22 protein-coding genes are annotated in these 20,078 nt (G+C 73.5%); 8 read left to right on the top strand and 14 right to left on the bottom strand.

Going from position 1 to position 20,078, the window contains the following annotated elements; translation table 11 throughout:
- Window positions 1-61 precede the first annotated feature (61 nt).
- From ureG to TR48_RS30520, 5 genes are all read right to left on the bottom strand, one after another.
- Window positions 62-757: an urease accessory protein UreG gene (gene ureG / locus TR48_RS30540; RefSeq protein ID WP_042373424.1), complete on the bottom strand. Its 696-nt coding sequence runs from the start codon at window positions 755-757 to the stop codon at window positions 62-64.
- A gap of 146 nt (window positions 758-903) precedes the next feature.
- On the bottom strand, window positions 904-1,581 hold the full coding sequence (locus TR48_RS30535; protein ID WP_042373422.1) for an urease accessory protein UreF: 678 nt from the start codon (window positions 1,579-1,581) through the stop codon (window positions 904-906).
- Window positions 1,582-1,590: 9 nt separating this feature from the next.
- Complete coding sequence (locus tag TR48_RS30530; protein WP_042373418.1) at window positions 1,591-3,345, bottom strand: urease subunit alpha; 1,755 nt, start codon at window positions 3,343-3,345, stop codon at window positions 1,591-1,593.
- Entirely contained in the window at window positions 3,342-3,653 is a 312-nt protein-coding gene (locus tag TR48_RS30525; protein ID WP_042373416.1) for an urease subunit beta, read from the bottom strand. The genes TR48_RS30530 and TR48_RS30525 overlap by 4 nt, the downstream gene beginning before the upstream one ends.
- 14 nt (window positions 3,654-3,667) lie before the next feature.
- The gene (locus tag TR48_RS30520; protein WP_042373409.1) at window positions 3,668-3,970 is read right to left on the bottom strand and encodes an urease subunit gamma; all 303 of its coding nucleotides are present in this window, start codon (window positions 3,968-3,970) and stop codon (window positions 3,668-3,670) included.
- Between the two features lie 162 nt (window positions 3,971-4,132).
- On the opposite strand from TR48_RS30520, the gene TR48_RS44545 reads away from it, so the two are divergent.
- A complete protein-coding gene (locus TR48_RS44545; protein ID WP_170183567.1) occupies window positions 4,133-4,282 on the top strand; it encodes a hypothetical protein in 150 nt (49 codons plus the stop codon).
- Here TR48_RS44545 and TR48_RS30515 read toward each other — a convergent pair.
- Window positions 4,264-5,055 (bottom strand): alpha/beta fold hydrolase, encoded by a 792-nt coding sequence (locus TR48_RS30515; protein ID WP_042373406.1) that lies wholly within the window; start codon window positions 5,053-5,055, stop codon window positions 4,264-4,266. The two genes, TR48_RS44545 and TR48_RS30515, sit on opposite strands and share 19 nt — an antisense overlap.
- A gap of 104 nt (window positions 5,056-5,159) precedes the next feature.
- On the opposite strand from TR48_RS30515, the gene TR48_RS30510 reads away from it, so the two are divergent.
- The 3 genes from TR48_RS30510 (at window position 5,160) to TR48_RS30495 (ending at window position 8,106) form a co-directional block, all read left to right on the top strand.
- Entirely contained in the window at window positions 5,160-6,044 is an 885-nt protein-coding gene (locus TR48_RS30510; protein WP_042373404.1) for an SDR family oxidoreductase, read from the top strand.
- Between the two features lie 145 nt (window positions 6,045-6,189).
- Window positions 6,190-6,789, top strand: coding sequence for a hypothetical protein (locus TR48_RS42490; protein WP_152628276.1), 600 nt, complete (start codon window positions 6,190-6,192; stop codon window positions 6,787-6,789).
- A 159-nt stretch (window positions 6,790-6,948) separates the two neighbouring features.
- Entirely contained in the window at window positions 6,949-8,106 is a 1,158-nt protein-coding gene (locus TR48_RS30495) for a serine hydrolase domain-containing protein (RefSeq protein ID WP_042373399.1), read from the top strand.
- Between the two features lie 57 nt (window positions 8,107-8,163).
- Here TR48_RS30495 and ykgO read toward each other — a convergent pair whose 3' ends face one another.
- Window positions 8,164-8,286, bottom strand: coding sequence for a type B 50S ribosomal protein L36 (gene ykgO / locus TR48_RS30490; protein WP_042373397.1), 123 nt, complete (start codon window positions 8,284-8,286; stop codon window positions 8,164-8,166).
- A gap of 143 nt (window positions 8,287-8,429) precedes the next feature.
- Complete coding sequence (locus tag TR48_RS30485) at window positions 8,430-9,464, bottom strand: lactonase family protein (RefSeq protein ID WP_052443182.1); 1,035 nt, start codon at window positions 9,462-9,464, stop codon at window positions 8,430-8,432.
- Window positions 9,465-9,980: 516 nt separating this feature from the next.
- Here TR48_RS30485 and TR48_RS30480 point away from each other — a divergent pair.
- Window positions 9,981-10,391, top strand: a complete 411-nt coding sequence (locus tag TR48_RS30480) for a GNAT family N-acetyltransferase (protein ID WP_042373395.1) — start codon at window positions 9,981-9,983, stop codon at window positions 10,389-10,391.
- 326 nt (window positions 10,392-10,717) lie between these two features.
- Here the strand turns inward: TR48_RS30480 and TR48_RS30470 are convergent, their stop codons facing one another.
- Complete coding sequence (locus TR48_RS30470) at window positions 10,718-11,386, bottom strand: hypothetical protein (protein ID WP_152628275.1); 669 nt, start codon at window positions 11,384-11,386, stop codon at window positions 10,718-10,720.
- A gap of 199 nt (window positions 11,387-11,585) precedes the next feature.
- Entirely contained in the window at window positions 11,586-12,143 is a 558-nt protein-coding gene (locus TR48_RS30465; RefSeq protein ID WP_042373389.1) for a hypothetical protein, read from the bottom strand.
- Between TR48_RS30465 and TR48_RS30460 the strand changes: the two genes are divergently transcribed.
- Window positions 12,142-12,900, top strand: a complete 759-nt coding sequence (locus tag TR48_RS30460) for an MgtC/SapB family protein (RefSeq protein WP_042373386.1) — start codon at window positions 12,142-12,144, stop codon at window positions 12,898-12,900. The genes TR48_RS30465 and TR48_RS30460 overlap by 2 nt on opposite strands.
- Before the next feature lie 109 nt (window positions 12,901-13,009).
- Here the strand turns inward: TR48_RS30460 and TR48_RS30455 are convergent, their stop codons facing one another.
- Complete coding sequence (locus tag TR48_RS30455) at window positions 13,010-14,473, bottom strand: FAD-dependent oxidoreductase (protein ID WP_052443181.1); 1,464 nt, start codon at window positions 14,471-14,473, stop codon at window positions 13,010-13,012.
- A gap of 340 nt (window positions 14,474-14,813) precedes the next feature.
- Between TR48_RS30455 and TR48_RS30450 the strand changes: the two genes are divergently transcribed.
- Window positions 14,814-15,551 (top strand): SDR family oxidoreductase, encoded by a 738-nt coding sequence (locus tag TR48_RS30450; RefSeq protein ID WP_042373384.1) that lies wholly within the window; start codon window positions 14,814-14,816, stop codon window positions 15,549-15,551.
- Between the two features lie 19 nt (window positions 15,552-15,570).
- Here TR48_RS30450 and TR48_RS30445 read toward each other — a convergent pair whose 3' ends face one another.
- Window positions 15,571-16,563, bottom strand: a complete 993-nt coding sequence (locus tag TR48_RS30445; protein WP_042373381.1) for a magnesium transporter CorA family protein — start codon at window positions 16,561-16,563, stop codon at window positions 15,571-15,573.
- A gap of 239 nt (window positions 16,564-16,802) precedes the next feature.
- Window positions 16,803-17,741 (bottom strand): LysR family transcriptional regulator, encoded by a 939-nt coding sequence (locus tag TR48_RS30440; protein ID WP_042373379.1) that lies wholly within the window; start codon window positions 17,739-17,741, stop codon window positions 16,803-16,805.
- A gap of 104 nt (window positions 17,742-17,845) precedes the next feature.
- On the opposite strand from TR48_RS30440, the gene TR48_RS30435 reads away from it, so the two are divergent.
- Window positions 17,846-18,829 carry an EamA family transporter gene (locus tag TR48_RS30435; RefSeq protein ID WP_236652404.1) on the top strand — a complete coding sequence of 328 codons (984 nt, stop codon included), beginning with the start codon at window positions 17,846-17,848 and terminating at the stop codon, window positions 18,827-18,829.
- A gap of 10 nt (window positions 18,830-18,839) precedes the next feature.
- Here the strand turns inward: TR48_RS30435 and TR48_RS30430 are convergent, their stop codons facing one another.
- A complete protein-coding gene (locus tag TR48_RS30430; RefSeq protein ID WP_042373377.1) occupies window positions 18,840-19,736 on the bottom strand; it encodes an SDR family oxidoreductase in 897 nt (298 codons plus the stop codon).
- Window positions 19,737-20,078 lie beyond the last annotated feature (342 nt).

Genomic DNA, 20,078 nt, shown 5'->3' with positions numbered 1-20,078 from the left:
GCGCCGCTCGGCGCGCCCGCGCCGCCGCGGCCGCCTGCGCCGCTCAAGCGGCTCGTGTCGCTCACGCCGTGGGTCCGCGCCGCCAGTCCGCGAGGCGTTCGCGCACCCAGGACGCGACCGGGGCCACCCCGTCCGGCGCGACCAACGAGCAGAACACCACCGGCAGCGCGCCGCGCTGCGCCGCGGCGTCGCGCGCCATCACCGAGAGGTCCGCGCCGACCAGCGGCGCGAGGTCGGTTTTGTTGACCACGAGCAGGTCGGAGCCGGTCACCCCGGGACCGCCCTTGCGCGGGATCTTGTCGCCGCCGGAGACGTCGATGACGAAGATCTGGTGGTCCACCAGCCCCCGGCTGAACGTCGCCGTCAGGTTGTCCCCGCCGCTCTCGACGAGCACCAGGTCCAGCGGCCCGACGGCGGCCTCCAGCTCCTCCACGGCCTCCAGGTTGGCGCTGATGTCGTCGCGGATCGCGGTGTGCGGGCAGCAGCCCGTCTCCACCGCGGTGATCCGCTCCGGCGGCAGCACGGCGTTGCGCAGCAGGAACTCGGCATCCTCGGTCGTGTAGATGTCGTTGGTCACGACCGCGAGCGAGAGCTCGTCGCGCAGGACCCGGCACAGCGCCGCGACGGTCGCGGTCTTGCCGGACCCCACGGGACCGCCCAGCCCGATCCGCAGGGCCCGGCGCATGTCGGTCCCCGCCAGCGTCCCGGTGGGCGCGGCGTGGTGGTCGTGGGCGGGGAGGTCGGGGTCACGGTGCATGGTTGCTCCGCTCTCGTGGGAGGTGGGGTGAGGGATGCCTGCGGCGCTGTGCCGCCGGAGCCTTCCGGGGCCGGGTGCGCGCGGGCGGCGCGGAGGCTCCTGCCGTGTCCGGCGTTCCGTGGCCGGAGGCTGGGGGCTGGGGGCGCTCATGAGGCGAACAGCCGGACCGGCCAGGACGCGTGGTGTTCCGCCGAGATCTCCAGCAGCGGCGCGGCCAGGCTCGGCAGCAGGTCGAGGTCGCCGAGCGCGGCCGCGGCCGCCGCCTCGTGGGCCACGGCGGCGATCGCGGCCGTGAGTCCGGACAGGACCGCCATCGCCTGGAAGGGGTCGAGGCCGAGCAGGCGGACGCAGGCCGTCACCGGTCCGGAGACCGTGTCGTAGGCCATGGCCGTCGCCGCGTCCGCCGGGCGCAGGCCCGCCGCCGTGGCGACGAGCCCGAAGGCGACCGGCTGGTGCGTCCCACCCGGCAGGGCGCGGGCCAGTTTGTCCAGGGCCGGGTCCGGCCACGCCGCACGAGCGGCGCGCAGGAGTTGTCGGCCCAGGCGGCGCGAGGCCGCCCGCAGGGCGGGGGAGGGCGTGCGGGCCTCGGCAGCCTCGTCCAGCGCGGAGGGGTCCGTTCCGGTCGCGGCAGCCGCCGCCAGCGCGGCGGAGGTCAGGCCGACGGTGTGGAGGCGTCCGGCGCAGAACTCCCGCAGGCTCGCGGCGTCGCCGACCCGCCCGGCGCGTACCGCCGCCTCGACGCCGCCGGAGTGGGCGTGGCCGCCGGCCGGAAAGCGCCCGTCGGCGAGGAGAAGCAACGCCGGAGAGGTCGAGAGGTCGGTCACGGAGCCTCCTCAGAACAGGAAGTACCGCTGCGTCATGGGCAGTTCGTCCACCGGTTGCGGCTCGACCACCTCGCCGTCGATCCGCACGGTGAAGGTGTCCGGCTCGACGCTGACCCGGGGGAGCGCGGTGTTCTCCCGCAGGTGCTCCTTGCGCACGCCCCGCGTGTTCCGGATCGGGGCGAAGGCCTTGGCGACGCCGAGCTCCTCGCCCAGCCGCTGCGCGAGACCGTCCTCCAGTGCCCACTCCGTCACGAAGTTCAGCGAGTTCGCCGCGGGGGCCCGGCCGGTCGCGCCGAACATCGGGCGCGGCAGCACCGGCTGCGGCGTCGGGATCGAGGCGTTCGCGTCGCCCATCTGCGCCCAGGCGATCTGGCCGCCCTTGATCACCAGATCCGGCTTGACGCCGAAGAAGGCCGGGGTCCACAGCACCAGGTCCGCCAGCTTGTCCGGCTCGACGGAACCGATTTGGCCGTCCAGGCCCTGCGCGATGGCCGGGTTGATCGTGTATTTGGCGACATAGCGACGTGCTCGCAGGTTGTCCGCGCGCCCGTCCCCGGGCAGCGCGCCGCGACGGCGCTTCATCACGTGCGCGGTCTGCCAGGTGCGCAGCACCACCTCGCCGATCCGGCCCATCGCCTGCGAGTCCGAGCTGATGATCGAGATCGCGCCGAGGTCGTGCAGCACGTCCTCCGCCGCGATCGTGGACGGGCGGATCCGCGACTCCGCGAACGCGAGGTCCTCCGGGACGTCCGCGCTGAGGTGATGACAGACCATCAGCATGTCGAGGTGCTCGGCCACGGTGTTGCGCGTGTGCGGGCGGGTCGGATTGGTGGAGCTGGGCAGGATGTTGGGCTCGGCCACGACCGTGATGATGTCGGGCGCGTGTCCGCCGCCCGCGCCCTCGGCGTGGTACGCGTGGAGACCGCGCCCGGCGACCGCCGCGAGGGTGTCCTGGACGAATCCGGCCTCGTTGAGGGTGTCCGTGTGCAGGGCGAGCTGCGCGCCGCTCTCGTCGCAGACGCGCAGGCAGGCGTCGATGGCGGCGGGGGTTGCGCCCCAGTCCTCGTGGATCTTGAACCCGACCGCGCCGCCGCGCAGCTGCGCGCGGAGCGCGTCCGCCGAGACGGTGTTGCCCTTGCCCAGCAGCCCGAGGTTCACCGGGTACTGCTCGGCCGCCGCGAACATCCGGGCCAGGTGCCAGGAGCCCGGCGTGATCGTCGTCGCCTTCGACCCCTCGGCCGGGCCGGTGCCGCCGCCGAGCAGCGTGGTCACCCCGCTGGAGAGCGCCTCCTCGAACAGCTGCGGGCAGATGAAGTGCACATGGGCGTCGACCGCGCCCGCGGTGAGGATCCGGCCGTTGCCCGCGATCACCTCGGTCTCCGGGCCGATCACCAGGTCCGGATGCACCCCGTCCATGGTCTCGGGGTTCCCAGCCTTGCCCAGCGCGGTGATCCTCCCGTCGCGGATGCCGAGGTCGGCCTTGACGACGCCCCAGTGGTCCAGCACCACCGCGCCGGTGATGACGGTGTCCGGCGCGCCCTGCGCACGCGGAACGCGGCTCTGGCCCATCGACTCCCTGATCACCTTGCCGCCGCCGAAGACCGCCTCGTCACCCCCGCCGCACAGGTCCCGCTCGACCTCGATCAGCAGGTCCGTGTCGGCCAACCGGATCCGGTCCCCGGCCGTCGGGCCGTACAGGTCGGCGTAGCGGCGGCGGGAGACGGTCAGCGCGGCGGCGCTCGTCCTCGTCGTGGCCTCGGTCATGCGTCCACCCGCCCCGCCGTCTCGCCGCGCAGCCCCCACACCTCGCGGCGACCGCCGAGCGGCACGAGCTCCACGGTCATCGCGATGCCCGGCTCGAACCGCACGGCCGTGCCCGCGGGCACGTTCAACCGCCGACCGCGCGCCGCCACGCGGTCGAAGAGCAGCCCGGGATTGGCCTCCGCGAAGTGGTAGTGGGAGCCGACCTGCACCGGACGGTCCCCGCTGTTGACCACCGTCAGCACGGTCACCTCCCGGCCCGCGTTCAGCTCCACCCCGCCGTCGTCCAAGAGCAGTTCGCCTGGGATCACGTCTCGCCTCCCGCTCAGTGGACCGGGTCGTGCAGGGTCACCAGCTTCGTCCCGTCCGGGAACGTCGCCTCCACCTGCACGTCGCGGATCATCTCTGGCACCCCGTCCATCACGTCCTCCCGGGCGAGCACCGCCCGCCCGGACACCATCAGCTCGCTGACGGTCCGTCCGTCGCGCGCGCCTTCGAGCACGTGCACGGTCAGGATCGCGAGCGCCTCGGGATGGTTCAGCCGCAGCCCGCGCGCCCGGCGCGCGAGGGCGACGTCGGCGGCGACATGGATCATCAGCCGTTCCTGCTCGTGCGGGGTCAGTCTCATCGGCCTCGAACTCCTCGGGTGGGAGGAAGGACGCGAGCACCCCCTGGTGCCGCTGGTGCGGTCACCGTATCCGACGGACCGGCCGCCCTCCGCGCGCGTCACACGGAAGTAACCTGACCGACCCACAAGGGGTCACGCGGCTCGCTCGCACAGCAGCTGGAGGTGGTCGCGGCCTGCGTCGCCGCGAAGGTGCCGACCCGGGTCTACGCCGTGAGCCTCGGCGGCTTCGACACCCACGCGGGGGAGACCAGGTTCTCGGCGGTCCCGAAGCAGGTGCTCAGCCAGGATCACCCTCAGCCGGCCTTCGTCTGACGCAGGTGCTCGTCCACGAGGGCGTGGACGGCCTTCGGCTGCTCCAGCAGGACGGCGTGGCCCGCCTTGCGCACCAGCGCGAAACGGGCGTCGGGGAAGGCGGCGGCGTAGACCTCGCCGTATGCGGGGGTGACCAGACGGTCGCTCTCGCCCCAGATCACCAGCGTGGGCACGCGCACCCGTCCCAGACGGCGCCTCAGCTTCGGGTCGTACAGGCCCCGGCCCGCCTTCAGCAGCCGGATGGTCTCGGTGTTCGCCCGCCGCACGGCCCGCAGCTCGGCCGGAACCTTGGCCGGGTCGACGTAGCCGCGGCGGGGATCGTGCCAGGTGGCCTCGGCCAGCGCGCGCGAGTCGAGCGACTCGGCGTCGACGACCGGCTCGCCGTCCACCTCGATGCCGACGGCGTCGATCAGCACCAGCCCCGTCACCGGCCCCGTTTCCGGTCCGGCCGCACCGGCGCGGACCGCCAGCTCAGCGGCGATCCACCCGCCGAGGGAGGAGCCGACCACCAGCACGTCGCGCAGCCCGAGGTCCTCGAGCAGATGCAGGTAGGCCAAGGCGTAGTCGTCGACGCCCGTCATCCACGCGGGGCGCACCGCGCCGTTCCACCCCGGGTGGACGGGCGCGATGACGCGCGCGTGGCGCGCGAGGTGCGCGACCAGCCCCGTGACCGTCGCGGGGCCGCCACCGCCGTGCAGGACCAGCACCGGCCGCCCGGATCCCGCGTCCGTGTAGGCGATCGGAAGGTCCGGGTACACGTCGGCCGTCGGCATGGCCCCAGCCTAGTGAGGCCGTCCCCGCATGTCCGCGTGCGCGGACGAGGCCCGCCCGGCAGAGTGGCGACCAGGCGACACGGGACGAGAGGAAGAGGGCTCGCATGGACGAGGTCATCGCGGTCACCGGAGCGACCGGACGGGTCGGCGGCCGGATCACCCGACGGCTCGCGGACGAGGGCGTCACGGTGCGCGCGCTGGGGCGGGACGCGGCGAAGCTGGCGCAGCTGACCGCGGCTGAGACCGCGCAGGCGTCCTACGACGACGCGGACGCCATGCGCCGCGCGCTCACCGGGGCGACCACGCTGTTCCTCTGCTCCGCGCACGAGGGGCCGGGCCGGGTCGGGATCCACAGGGCGGCGGTCGACGCGGCGCTGGCGGCGGGCGTGCGCCGGATCGTCTACCTCTCCTACCTGGGGGCCGCGCCCGACGCCACGTTCACCTACGCCCGCGACCACTGGCACACCGAGCAGTACATCCGCGCCGCGGGGGTGCCGTTCACGTTCCTGCGGGACAGCAGCTACCAGTCCGACCTTGTCGCCATGACCGGGGACGACGGGGTCCTGCGCGGCCCGGCGGGCGACGGCCGCGTCGCCGCCGTCACCCACGACGACGTCGCGGACGCCGCGACGGCCGTCCTGCTCGACGGCGGCACCGACGGCGAGGCCAGTCCGCACCACGCCGCGACCTACGACCTGACCGGGCCCGAGGCGCTCAGCTTCGCCGAGATCGCCGCGACGATCAGCCGCGCCGCCGGACGAGCCGTCAGCTATCACCCGGAGACCCGCGCGGAGGCCTACGCCTCCCGCGCCGTCTACGGCGCGCCGGACTGGGAGGTCGCCGGCTGGGTCAGCTCCTACGAGGCCGTGGCCACGGGCGAGATGGACGTCGTCTCCGACGCCGTCCGCGCCCTCACCGGCCGCACCCCGCAGTCCTTCGCCGACTTCCTCGCCGCCCACCCGGAGAGCTACCGGCGCCTGCTGGCCTGAGCACCGGCCGCCTCCGCTGTCACAAGGCTGTTGCATGGCCGTGGCGCGCACGAGGAGAAGCGGGGCCGGCCGCTGGCTAGAGTTCGAGCGACGGGTGAGAACCACTCACCACGGCCCAAACACTGCCAAATCCCGGGGGCTCCTCATGCGCTCTGCCGTTCGCCGCGCGACCGTCGCGACCACCGCCTTGGGCGCCGCGCTCCTGCTCGCCGCCTGCAACTCGACCGACTCGACCGACACGGCCACCGGCTCGACCGTCGCGAACTCCGGACCGACGACTGTCTCCACCGCTCCGTCCGCAGCGGCGAGCACACCCACCCGTGTCGCCCCGACGACGCCGAGCGCGGCGCCCACGCCTACGGCCCCGGCCCACGCCGTCCCCACGACGGCTGCCGCCCTCCCCGTGCTCGGGGCGCTCTGGGCGCCCGGCGTGCAGGGTTACGGACGCGCCCGGCCCGCCGGGCTGTCCAACAACGGCGACCCCACCGGCATCGTGACCGACCTGCGGTGGTCCTCGTGGGGCGGCGCTCGGGCCGATGGCACCGGGACCGCGGAGTACGTCGCCGCGGGGCAGTCGGTCGCCCAGGGCAGCGCGCAGCAGGCCACGGTGGTCGCGTTCGACCTGGGCACCTGCGACGGCAGGACGGCGTACCGGGCGATCGAGTGGTACTTCCCCGGAAAGGGCCAGCACTTCGACCCCACGCGCTACTTCGACGCGTGCACTGGCCAGGACCACGGCATGTAGCCACGCCGCGCCGGACCGGCACGGCACGGCACGGCACCGCAGGCGGGTGACAGGGCTCCGATCAGGTTTCGGCGGCCACGGACGCGGTGACGTTGAGAGCCGCATCTCGCTCGCCCGTGCTGACGTCGGCTCCCTCCGGAGCCGGAAGGCAGGAGTCCCATGCCGTTCGCCCGTCGGCGGTCCGCCGCGATCGCCGCCCTGACCGCTCTCTGTTTCGCCCTGACGGCCGCCGTCCCCGCCCAGGCCGAGCGACCGGGGAAGGACCAACACCTGCAGCGGTTGCTGGAACGGCTGGTGCGTCAGGCGGGCGGCCCTCCGGGGGCCATCGCCGTGTTCCGGATCGACGGCCGCACCGTCGTCGTGCGCGCCGGTGCGGGCGACCTGCGCACCGGGCGACCGCCGCGGATCGACGACCACATGCGCGTCGCGAGCGTCGCGAAGACCTTCAGCGGCGCGGTCGCCCTCGCCCTGGTCAGCTGCGGACGACTGAGCCTCGACGACACCATCGCCAAGCGCCTCCCGCAGCTCCCGGCGCAGTGGGGCAGGGTGACCCTGCGTCAGCTGCTGCAGCACACCAGCGGGCTGCCGGACTACAGCCGTTCCCCTGAGTTCGTGAGGATCCTGCAGAACGACCCCCACCACCGGTTCGACTCCCGGCGTCTGCTGCACTTCGTCGCCGACCAGCCGCTGGGCTTCGCCCCCGGGACTCGCTACGCCTACTCCAACTCCGACAACATCGCGGTCGCGCTGATGGCCGAGGCGGTGACCCACGAGCGGTACGAGGCGCTGCTGGCCCGGCTCGTCTACGCCCCCTTCGGGCTCGACGCGACCAGTCTCCCCTCCGGGTTCACCCTGCCGCGGCCCTACCTGCACGGCTACGCCCCCACACCGACGGGCTTCGAGGACGTCAGCACGGAGTTCGGCAACTCCGGCGTCTGGGCGTCCGGCGGCGTCGTCTCGACGCCGCGGGACCTCAGTACCTTCATCCGCGCCTACGCGGGCGGCCGGCTGATCGCGCCATGGGTCCGGCGCCAGCAGCTCACCTTCGTCGACGGGAGCTCCGAGCCGCCCGGGCCGGGCCGTAACGAGGCGGGGCTGGCGATTTTCCGTTACACCACGCGCTGCGGCGTGGTCTACGGACACTCGGGCAACACCCCCGGGTACACCCAGCTCGCGGTCGGCACGCCCGACGGTCGCCGCTCCTTGACGTTCTCGGTGAACGCCCAGATCACCCCGACCAGCGCCCCGGCCGTGTTCCCCGGGATGCGCGCCACCGAAGAGGACTTCGTGTGCGCGCTGATCCACGGTGACGTCTGAACCGGGGCGCTGCGGCGCGTCGCCGACCGCCGACGGCCGCTGCCGTGCGGAGCGGGATCAGCCCTGGCGGGCCTTCATCCGCGGGTCACGCCGGTTGATCACGTACACCCGGCCACGACGGCGGACGATCTGCGAGCCGGGCTGCTTCTTCAGCGAACGCAGTGAGTTGCGCACCTTCACCGGTTTCCCCTTTCCTTCCGGGGAGGCCCGGCGGAGAGCCCGGACCTCGTGGGCACGTCAACACGGACGACGACCCCGGCATTCCCCCCGTCCCTTCCGCCCCCTGCCGTCCCCTGCCGTCCGGCTCAGCCTCAGCGTCGGTGTCAGCCCAGACGGACTGCGACCGCGCAGGTCGGGGAGGCGACCGGGTACCGGTGCCTGAGGGTCAACGCGCCGCTCGCCGGGTCGACGGCGTGGACCGCGAGGTTCTCGGCCCGTTCGTTGGAGACGTACAGGTGCCCGTCGGCGAGCTCCATGTGGCGCGGCCAGGAGCCGCCGGAGGGGAACTCCGCCTCGAAGCGCGGCACGCCCCCGGGCACGACCCGGAACAGCGCCACCGTGTCCGCGCCCCGGTTTGAGAGGTAGAGCAGGGCGCCGTCCTCGCTCAGGGTCAGGTGGGCGGGGAAGTTGCTGCCCGCAGCCTCCGCCGCGCTCGCGGGGACGGAGCCGAGCACCTCGAACACGCCCGCCCCGCTCTCGCGCAGCGCGTACAGGCGCGAGTCCAGCTCGCCGACCACGTAGGCCGTGCCGTCCGCGCCGCGCACCAGCTGGCGTGGGCCGCTCCCGGCCGGCAGCTCCGTGACCGTCTCGGGCGCGTCCGCGCGCAGGCCGTGGAGTCGGTCGGTGCCCAGGTCCACGACGTGCCACAGTCCATCCGGGCCGGGGACGGCCATGTGGGCGTGGGGGCCGTCCTGCCGGTCGGCATGTGGCCCCAGGGCGTTCGGGTCGCCGTGCCACAGAGGCGCCGTCGAGCCGGCCGGGAGCCCCGCCTCGTCGAGGTCGAGCAGGAGCATCGAGCCGGTGCGGTAGTTCGCGACGCCCAGTCGGCGCGCGGCGGCGTCGAGGGCCAGGTGGCACGGCCAGCCGCCCTGGCTCGGCACTCGGACCAGCTCGCGCAGCGACCCGTCCGGCTCGATCGCCACGGCGCTGACCGAGCCCTCCTCACCCGCCTCGTTCACCGTGTACAGCAGCGGAAGCGAGGGGTGCCGGATCACGTAGGAGGGGGAGGGCAGCGCCAGCGCGCCCAGCGGCGTCAGCGAGCCGTCGACCGGATCACGCCGGAAGGAGGTGAGGCCGGTGCCGCGCCCGTTCATCTCCGGGGTGTAGCAACCGGTCACGAGCAGGTGGGATTCGTTCACGCTGGCGCGCTCCTCGGGTCGACCCCCTGATCTTCGCATGCCCGCCGTGCCGAGATGTGTGGATGGTGTGACCTGAGTGACTGACGTTCCTGAAGCGTCGCTCATATGCGCACGGGGGTTCGAGGAGTGTGTGCGTGGCAACCGGGGCAGACCCGCGCGCCTGCCGCAGCCGCCCGCGCGGCCCGGCCAGCCCCGACCCGGCTACGACGGTGCGCCGCAGCAGCCGGGCCCGCCCGTCCGGATCCGGGCCCCCCGCCGCGCCGCGCCGCGCCCGCACCGACCCCGGCGCTCGCCTTCCCCGGGTCCGACCCCTTCGCCACCGGCGCCGGCGGCACCAGCCTCGGCATCGACGCGAACGGCGACGCCGTCCGGGAGACCGGCCGGGGCGACCGGTACCACCAGCACTCCGGCCGAACGGCCAGTAGCGCCGCACCGGGCAACGTTCGCCGCTGCTGTGACGAGCCGTCCGGATGATAATTCCGGGCGGCTCGTTTTCGGTTCTGGCATGATCCGCCGGTGATCAACTACAGCACCGATCTGTCAGATCTCGCGGAGCAGGACCTTTCCGGTTTCTTCGTCGGCTGGCCGACGCGGCCGACAGCGGCGCAGCACCTTGCCGTGCTCAGGGGCAGCTACCGGGCCGTCGTCGCCCAGGATGCCGGCACGGGGCGTGTCGTGGGCTTCGTGAACATGATCAGCGACGGGGTGCTCACGGGCTTCATTCCCTGGCTGGAGGTCCTGCCCGAATACCAGGGGCAGGGCATCGGCGGGGAACTGGTCCGGCAAGTCCTCGCGGCAGCGGAGCATCTGTACTCCGTGGACCTGACCTGCGACGAGCCACTGCGCGCGTACTACGAGAAGCTCGGGATGCTGCCGCTGAGGGGCATGGCCGTCCGCCGGTGGCAGGTACTGGCCCCGGAACGCTGAGCGATGCGCTGAGGAGGTCGCGCGGCTCCTCGGGACCGACGTTGACGTGCCGGACGCAACGGCCAAGAGGGTCAGTGCCATCTTGGCTGACGCGGCCCTGCTGCGCGCTGGTACCAGGTGCCCGGCTTGCCGCCGAGGTCGGCAGGTGGGAGGTGGCTGCCCGCAGGGTGTGGAGGTGGTGCCGGGTCGCCGCCAGGCGGCACAGCTCGTGGACGGTCGTCGTCGCCACGCCGTGGCCGGCGACGTGCTGGGCGACCCGGTAGCCGAGGTTGGCGGCGCCGTCCGTGAGGTCGTGACAGCCGTCAGTCAGCAGCCCGCAGCCGGCCTCACGCCGGGCAGCGGCTGGGGAGCGTGACCCTGCCGGGCTTGTGCTCGAACGTGCGCATCACGGCCCATTCGTCCAACTCGGGGTCGTAGAGATTCTGGACGCCGAACTGCAGCACCTGCCAGAACGTGCTCCGGTCGTTCTGGTCGACGTAGATGTCCCCCAGGGCGAGGGGAAGTCGCAGGAAATTGCCCGGGGGCAGTTTCGGTACGACCACTCCGACCCTCCAGTGGTCCACATACCGGTTCGGGCTCCCCTGGAGGATCTCCCGGCCGACGAACCGCGAGCCGCTGAGCGCCTGGTTCAGCTGGTTCAGGTCGAAGCCGGGGATCACCGAGCACGGATGCTCGGTCAGTCCGGGCCACTTGTACGTGAGCGTGTAGAGCTTGCCGTGGTAGATCAGGTTGGTCCACCAGATCGGATACTGCGGCCCTCCAGCGACCATCTGGCTGTCGCCGTCCCTCCCCTCCCAGGTGAACGGCACCGTCACGCCCAGATCCCGGACGATCCACTTGCCCGTCCCGCGGAAGTCCCGGGGGAGTCGAGGGGGCTGCGGTGCGCGGGGACCGTGGCGCGTCTCGGCATGCGCCGGCGCCAGCAGCGTCGAGACGACGGCGAGAGCTCCGGCCAGCGCCGTCGCGGTCACCCGCCGTGTGAATTTCCAGCTCACGGTCTCCCCTTCTGAGGCAAGAGCGCACCAGGCCGGACCATCTCTATCAAGAGCGGCGGGAATCGACGCCGAGGCGGGCCGCTCCGCGCATTCCGCCCGGGCTTTTTCCCCCGTACGGCGGGCAGGGCCTCGGCGATGTCGGACGACGCGCTTCAGTCCGTCCCGTTCCAGGTTCCTGCGGGGGAAATTCCGTCGCAGGTCAGAGAGATGACCACATGGTCGCGCGCGGCGCGCCGACGGCGAGAACTGTCTCACCGTCAGCTGAATCATTCGCCGGGGCCGTGGAGTTCCTGGTGCCACAGGCAGTCGCAGAGGCGGCCTCCCGGGTGGGGGCGCCGGAGAAGTAGCCCGCCGTCAGGGCCTCGCGGGCGCGCACGCCGCGCGGATCCGCGCCGAGGTCGTCAACGGCCCGGCGCAGCAGCGCGCGGGCCTCGGCGTCGCGCCAGACCGCGAAGCCGTACGCGCGGCCGCGGGCGCGGGCGGCCGCCTGCCCGCGGGAGCTGCTCAGGTCGATGACGCGCGAGGGCACCTGGTAGCGCTCGGGGTAGACCGAGAAGCGGCTGACGCCGATGTGCTCGCCGGGCCGGACCGGCCCGGCGGCCTCGGTGTACTGCCAGGCCGCCGCGACGACGGGGTCGGTGGCGAGGTCGTCGGGGTCGGGCGGCGACGGCGGGGCGAGCCGGGAAGCACACGAAGCCCGGCGACACCGGGCCGACCTCCGCTGCCGAGCGCGCGGGCCGGGGCACGATGGCGCCATGGCACAGTTCACCGCCCTCGAAGTCACCCAGCCGCTCGGCGAGGGGTGGAGCCAGCTCGTGGCCCTCGCCTTCGCCTTCGTGCTGTCCGGTGTCATCGGCCTGGAGCGGGAGCTGCGGCAGAAGGCCGCAGGGCTGCGCACCTACATCGTCGTCGGGGTGGGTGCCGCGCTCTTCGTGATGGTCAGCAAGTACGGCTTCCTCGACATGACCCGCTACGGCAGCACGATCCACATCAACCCGGCCACGATGGCCGCCCAGATCGTCTCCGGCGTCGGCTTCATCGGCGCGGGCGTCATCTTCGTGCAGCGCAGCTCCGTCCGCGGCCTCACCACCGCCGCGAGCATCTGGCTCGTCGCCGCGGTGGGCGCGGCGGCGGGGGCCGAACTGCCGATCCTCGCCTCCGTCGCCACCGCCGGCTACCTGCTCGTCACCTTCGCTCTGCGCCCGCTCGTCCACCGGCTCCCCTCGCTGCGGACGACCCGGTACACCTACCGCGTCACCTACCTCCAGCGTCCCGGCATGCTGCGCGAGCTGGTCGAGGCCTGCCTGGACCGGGACTTCCTGCTCGCCGAGCTCGCGACGCTCTCGGCGGGCCGCCCCGCGGGCGGCCCGCTCTTCTTCGAGCAGCTGGACGAGCCCACCGGCGAGATCTCCCTCGCGGTCGAGGGGAGCGGCGACCCGCACCACCTCGAGTTGCACATCGCCGCCCTCTCCGGTGTGCTGGCCTGCAGCAGAACCGACCACTCGGACGAGTGAGCCCGCCACGGCCGGTCCGCCGGGCTTGGTCCGCCTCGACCGGTCCGCCTCGACCGGTCCGCCTCGACCGGTCCGCCTCGACCGGTCCGCCTCGATCGGTCCGGCCAGGTCAGTCCGAGAGGTCGGCGGCGGCCTGACCGGCCGTCACCGGCTCCGCCGGGGCGGAGGCGGAGCGAGAGGGCCCCGCAGGCAGTGCCCCCGTCGCGCGGAGCGCCGCGCCCGGGCGCAGGACCTTGGCCAGGACGGACGGGTGGAACAGCGTCGCCGGCGAGGCGACCATGTTCACCACCTGGGCGAAGCGCGCCCACACCGCCGGGTCGTGCACGGCCGCCGCGAACAGGCGACGGTTGTAGGCGTGGGCGATGCGCGCGCCCAGCGGCCGGTTCTCCGGGTCCCACATCAGGTCGGAGTTGCCCGAGACCGTCCACGGCGCGAGCAGCACCCGGGCCACCCCGCGCTGGTAGCGGCGGGCGAGGCCGTCCAGCCCCCGCCCGGAGTCCCGGCGCTCCGCCAGCATCCGGCGCAGCAGGTCCGCCTCCAGGGCGGCGACGGTCAGTCCCTGCCCGTAGACAGGGTCGAAGACGCACACGGCGTCGCCGAGCGCGACCAGCCGCTCCGGCCAGTCGTTGCTGCGGTGGTACTGGAACCAGCGGCTGTTGACGTTGGTGTACCGGTGCACTTGCTCGGCGCCGGTGCGGTCCGCGAGTTGCTCGCCCAGATGCGGGTTGCCGAGCGAGTGCGCGAACTCCAGGTAGCCCTCCGGGTCCGTCGGCGGCGTCTGGTCGCCGTACCCGAACAGCGAGCAGGCCCAGCGTCCGCGCTCGACGGCGAGCAGGACCCCGCCGCGCGGGATGTCGGGCGCGAACGTCATCTGGTAGGCGATGTCGTAGTCCAGGCCCTCCGGACGCGGGAAGTGCACGGTGGTGTAGGTGATCCGGGCGTCCAGCACGCGGGGCGCCGGAGCGTGCACGCCGAGCGCGCGCAGCCGCTCCTCGAACCGTCCGGAGCGGCCCGAGGCGTCGACCACCAGGTCCGCCTCCAGCGCGAAGAGCCCCTCGGGCCCGCTCGCGTGGCCGCCCTCGCCGCCGACCGGCCGGTAGCGGACGCCCGTCACTCGTCCGTCCGGCCCGACCATGAGCTCCTCGCACCGGACCGGCGCGAGCGAGCGCACCTGTGGCAGCGTCAGCACGCGGCGGCGGATGCCGCGTTCCAGCAGGTCGCGGGTGAACGACTGGATCAGCACGCCGGTGCGGGCACGCGGCGCGTAGCCGGTCGGCAGCAGGAAGCTGACCCGTTCCCCGTAGTCGTAGACCGGCGCCCCGTGCTCGCCGAGCTCGGCCCGCAGGCCCGGGAAGAACCGCTCCAGCACCTCGGCGCCCCTGGCCAACAGGGCGTGGGCGTGCCACCCCTGCGGCGCGTGCGGGTGTACCCCGGTCTCGGGGGTGACCGGGTCCTGTTCGAGCACCGTCACCTCCTCGAACCGGTCCGCCAGCACACGTGCCGCGACCAGCCCCGCGAAGCCGCCGCCCACCACGACGGCCCTGCCCCAGCGTCGGCCCGTCTCGCCGCTCATCCGGTCCCCCTTCTGTGGTTGTGCCCCTGACACATGCCCTACCCGGCCAACCCTGTGAGCAGCGGGCGCACGGGTGCGCACGCAGGGGGCACGGGGGCATGGAGTCGCGCGCACGTCGGCCGAGGTCGGCCGACGCGAGCCCCCGGCTGGTGGGTGGACGGGCCGCATCGGGGCCCACGAAATCGGCTCCTCTGTTCCAGGACGCCCCCGAGTTCACCGCGACGGTCGACCGGTTCACCCGCTGACGCGCGAGAAGCCTCCGCGTCGGACGCGACCGGGCCCGTAGCCTGGCAGAGTCTCCACCTGGCTACGGACCGTCCCGTCGGGAAGGCTGGAGGCCATGGAGAACGCACCCACCACCGCACTTGTGACCGGCGCCAACAAGGGGATCGGTAAGGAGATCGCGCGACAACTCGCGGCCGCAGGCGTGCACGTGCTGCTAGCGGCGCGCGACGCCGAGCGCGGCCGCAAGGCCGTCGCGGAGCTGAACGCCGACGAGGCGGCCGCGGACGTGCGGCTGCTCGTGCTCGACGTCACCGACCCGGACGGCGTCGCGCGGGCCGCCGCCGAGGTCGACCGGCTGGACATCCTGGTCAACAACGCCGGGATGATGGCCGACGGCAGTACCGCGCCCGACGCGGAGCTCGACGCCTTCCGGCGGACCTTCGAGACCAACGTCTTCGGCGTGCTGACGGTGACCAACGCCTTCCTGCCGGCGCTGCGCCGCTCGCCCGCGCCGCGGATCGTCAACATCTCCAGCGGCACCGGCTCGCTCGCCTGGAGCGCGGACCCGGCGCGCGAGTTCGCGCTGGCGGCTGGCTCGGGGGCGGCCTACCGCAGCTCCAAGACCGCGCTCAACGCGCTCACCCTCTTCTACGCCCAGACGCTGGCCCCCGAGGGCTTCAAGGTCAACGCTCTCGCGCCCGGCCTGCGGCGCACCGACCTCAACGCGCTGGCGGCCGCCAGCGACGGCGATCCGGCCGAGGCCGCGGCCGGAGCCGTCCGCCTGGCCCTGCTCCCCGACGACGGGCCGACGGGCGCGTTCCTGTCCTGGGACGGCACGCCCGTGCCGTGGTGAGCCGGGCGGCCGCGCCCGGTCAGATCCAGTCGCGCCGCTTGAAGCCGAAGTAGAGGGCGACGGAGAGCAGGACGGTGACTCCGGTGGAGCACCAGAAGCCCCACGCGGTGTTGAAACCGGGGTAGGGGACGTTCTGGCCGTAGAAGCCGGTGACCGCGGTGGGGACGGCGACGATCGACGCCCAGCTGGTCACCTTCTTCATGATCATGTTCATCCGGTTGCCCTGGATGGTCAGGTTGGTCTCCATGATCGAGCCGACCATGTCGCGCAGCGACTCAGTCCACTCCGTGACCCGCAGCACGTGGTCGTAGACGTCCTGGTAGTAGGGCACCATCGACTCGTTGACGAAGTGCAGGTCGCGGCGCATCAGCGTGTTGACCATCTCCCGCATGGGCAGCACGATCCGGCGCAGTCGCACCAGGTTCTTGCGCAGCGCGAACGCCGCCCGCTGGATCTCCCTGTCGTCCCCGGCCGTCCCGTCGAAGAGGCCCTCCTCGATCTCCTCGATCCGGTCGTCCATCTCCTGCACGGCCCGGAAGTGCCCGTCGACGACCTGGTCGAGCAGGCCGTGGAGCAGGAAGCCGACGCCGTGCTCGGCCAGCGCGGGCGCGTTGTCCCAGCGCACCACCACGTCGTCCATGTCGAACCGGTCGTCGGGGCGGACGGTGATCAGCGCGTTCGCGGTGACGAATACCGACAGCTCGCTGATGCTCAGCTCCTCGCCGCCCCGGTCCGCGCACACCGCGTACATGCTGAGGAAGCAGTGGTCCGCGTACCGGTCCAGCTTGGGCCGCTGGTGCTCGTGCCGGGCGTCCTCGACCGCGAGCTCGTGCAGGCCGAACTCCTCGGTGATCGTCTCGAAGTCGGACGGCGTCGGCGCGCACAGGTCGAGCCAGACCACGGTGCCGGCCTCGGCGAGGTGATCGGAGATCTCCGGGAGGGGAAAGCCCTCCAGAACAAGCTTGCCGTCACGGTAGAGACGGGTCCGGGCGGAGCGAGCGGTTTCGGCCATCGGCACACCCTATCGGCATGTCCTCGCAGCTCCGCCGTGTCCTTGGTCACGTCGTGGCCGGATTCGGCCGACTCGGCCGCATCGCACGGCGGTTGCGTGCGACGGTGTGGGCCGGTGGACCTCGGAGCCCGGCCCGCGCCGACCGGTGCCGCCTGCACCGGCGGCCGCGCTGCCCGCCGCGCGCTCTGTCACCGCCGGTCCGCACGCGGGAGGCTGACGGGCGGACAGGGCAACGCTGCTCAGGGGGCGGGCCACTCGCCGGGTCGGTCCGGTCCGTCGGGGCGGTCGTGCCGGGCGCGTCGGCGGATCAGGTCGGCGAGGAGCGCGAGCGGGGGCCAGTCCGAACGGCCGTGGCGGGTCACGGCGTAGGCGCGCAGCGACACCTGCGGGTCGGTCAGGGGCAGCAGGCGCACGCCGGGGACGGTGGGGCGGCCCATCGGCAGCAGGCCGACGCCGAGACCGGCGGTGATCATGGCTTCGACCAGGTCGAGACTGTCCGACCGGTGCGTGATCCTGGGGTTGAAACCGGCCATCGAGGAGAGCGTGCGGATCACGGTCTCGTCCGCGGTGTTGCGGGAGTTGCCGATCCAGTCCGCCGAGCGGAACCGGGCGAAGACGTCCGGGGAGGTGGCCGGCCCCGCGTCGGCCTCGCTCGCGGGGACGCCGAGACCCCAGGCGGCGGTCCACAGCGGAACGCCGGCCACGGCCGGGTCGGGGGTGGCGGGTGCCAGGTTGTAGTCGTAGACGAGCGCCAGATCCACCTCGTCCTCGGCCAGCAGCGCCAGCGCCTCGGCGGGTTCGTGCTCGCGCACCAGGACGTGCAGGCGCGGATGCGCGTCGGCGAGCGTCGCCACGATCGGCAGCACGTGTGCGCGCAGCGCCGTCGCGAATCCGGCCACGCGTAGCGTGCCGCTGGGCTCCGCGCCCGGGGAGAGATCGCGCTGTGCCGCCTCGACGGCCGACAGGATGACGTTTGCGTGCTCGACCAGCCGCCGTCCGGCTGGCGTGAGCCGGACCAGCCGCCCGTGCGGCTCGATCAGTTGCGCGCCGGTCTCCCGCGCCAGCGTGGCGATCTGCTGCGAGACCGTGGACGTGGTGGTGCGCAGGGCGTCCGCCACGGCCCGCATCGAGCCGAGGCGGGCCAGCTCCACGAGAACCTGAAGGCGGCGTGTCTCCATGGGGCCATTGTCGCGGCCCTCGCCCGGATCGTTCGTGATTGCCGGACGGTACGTCCATGATCCGCACGTGGACGCGAACGTTCCCCGCGCGATCTACTCGAACCATGAGCACGACCAGCCACCCCGCCTCCGCCTCCGCCCCCTCGGTCGCAGGTCGCCGCCGCGCCGCCCGCACGGGAACGCTGATGGGCGTCGCCTCCATGAGCACCGTCCAGCTCGGCTCGGCGCTGACCGTTCCGATGTTCGCCCGGCTCGGCGTCCTCGGCACCGCCGGGATGCGGCTGGCCTGGGCCGGGATCGTGCTGCTGGTGCTGGTCCGACCGCGCCGTCGCGACTTCGAGGGCCGCGACTTCACCGCCTGCGTCGGGCTCGGCGTGGTGACCGCGGGGCTGATGGTCTTCTTCGCGCTCGCCATCTCCCGCCTGCCGCTCGGCACCGCCAGCGCGCTGGAGTTCCTCGGTCCGCTCGCGGTGTCCCTGTTCGGGCCCGGCCACGGCCGTCGGGTGTGGACCGTCGCCGCCGGGCTCGGCGTCGTCCTGCTCACCGAGCCCTGGCACGGCGGCGTCGACCCCGTCGGCCTCGCCTTCGCGCTCGCCGCGGCCTGCTGCTGGGCGGCCTACATCCTGCTCACCCAGCATGTCGGCGACCGGGTCACCGGCCTGAGCGGTCTGGCCGTGTCCATGCCGGTGGCGGCGGTCGTCGCCCTGCTGGTGGCCGCGCCCACCCTCGGCGGACGGCTCTCCTGGGGGCCGGCGCTGATCATGCTGGGGCTCGCGGTGCTGAGCCCGCTGGTGCCGTTCGCGCTGGAGTTCCAGGCCCTGCGCCGGCTCACCGCGTCCTCGTTCGGCACCCTGATGAGCCTGGAACCCGCGATCGCGCTGGCCATCGGCATCCTGGTGCTGCAGCAGACCCCTGGCGCGGGCCCGGCGCTCGGCGTCGCCCTCGTGGTCACCGCCGGTGTGGGCGCCACCCGCAGCGGGGCCCGCCCGGAACCCGTCCAGCCGCCGCACCCCGCGGCCCCGGAGACGGCCGCACCTTCCGTCCCCGGCAAGCCCAGCGCCTGGGAGGCCGCGGACTGCGCCGCCTAAGGCCGCGGTCCTACACCGCGTAGGCCCCGGCGGCGATGTCCTCCAGCAGGGTGGGGCCGGTCGGGGTCCAGCCGAGCAGTTCCCGGGTGCGTTCGTTGGACGCGACGATGTCCATGCCGAAGAAGTGGCCGATCCAGCCGAAGTGCGCCTCGGCGTCCTCCGGCGCGACCGAGCGCGTAGGCAGGCCGAGGTGCTCGCCGAGGGCGGCGGCGATGTCGCGGGAGGGGATGCCGTTCTCGCCCACCGCGTGCATCCGGGATCCGGCCGGAGCCTTCTCCAGCGCGAGGCGGACCATCCGCGCCGCGTCGGCGCGGTGCACGGCGGCCCAGTGGCTCGCGCCGTCGCCGATGTAGGCCGCCGCGCCCTTCTCCTTGGCGATCTTCGCGAGGACGGACACGAACCCGTGGTCGCCGCCGGTGCCGTGGACGGTGGGGGAGAAGCGCAGCGCCACCGCGCGGACGCCGCGGTCGGCGGCGGCCAGGGCGAGGTTCTCGCTGCCGCCGCGCATGGAGTCGACGCCGTGGAACGGGGAGGGGTCCTCCTCGGTCAGCGGGCGTCCCGTGACGCCGGAGGCCAGGCCGGAGGCGAGCAGGAACGGCCGCTCGCTGCCCTCCAGCGCGTCGAGCATCCGCTCGACGGCGGCGTGCTCGGTGCGGCCCGCGCCCGCGTAGTCGCTGAAGTCGTGCTTGAACGCGAGGTGGATCACGCCGTCGGCGGCGCCCGCCGCCTTGGCGAGGCCCTCGGGGTCGTCGAGGCTGCCGCGGTGGGCGGTGGCGCCCTTGGCCTCGAGCGCGGCGGCGCTCTCGTCGGAGCGGGCGAGGCCGACGACCTGGTGGCCGTGGGCGAGCAGTTCGTCGGTGACGGCCGAGCCGATCCAGCCGGAAGCGCCGGTGATGAAGACGCGCATGGCAGGGGTCCTTCCTGGACTATGTCAGTGGCTGACATCAACTACCGTAACACTCGATGTCAGCGACTGTCATCAGCGACGGGCTGCCGCTGCCGCATGTGGGCGCGGTGCTCACGCATGCGGGCGTGGGGCGGGGGGCGCGCACGCGGGCGGGTGCGACGCGGGCCACGGCAGGCGTCGGGTCGGCGGTGCGCGTCCGACGTGCCGGAGGGCCGGTGGTCCTGGCTGGGCCGTCGGTGCCGGGACAGGTGGCGTTGTGACGGGTCAGCGGGCGGGGGAGGGGGAGGGGTCGGCAAGCAGGTCGCCAACCCCTCCCGCGCCCGCCGCTCATCGTCCCGCGCC

This window comes from Streptacidiphilus neutrinimicus, assembly GCF_000787815.1.
GTDB lineage: Bacteria > Actinomycetota > Actinomycetes > Streptomycetales > Streptomycetaceae > Streptacidiphilus > Streptacidiphilus neutrinimicus.
Note: the sequence above shows the minus strand (reverse complement) of the source record. Positions and strands in the feature narration are given on the sequence as shown.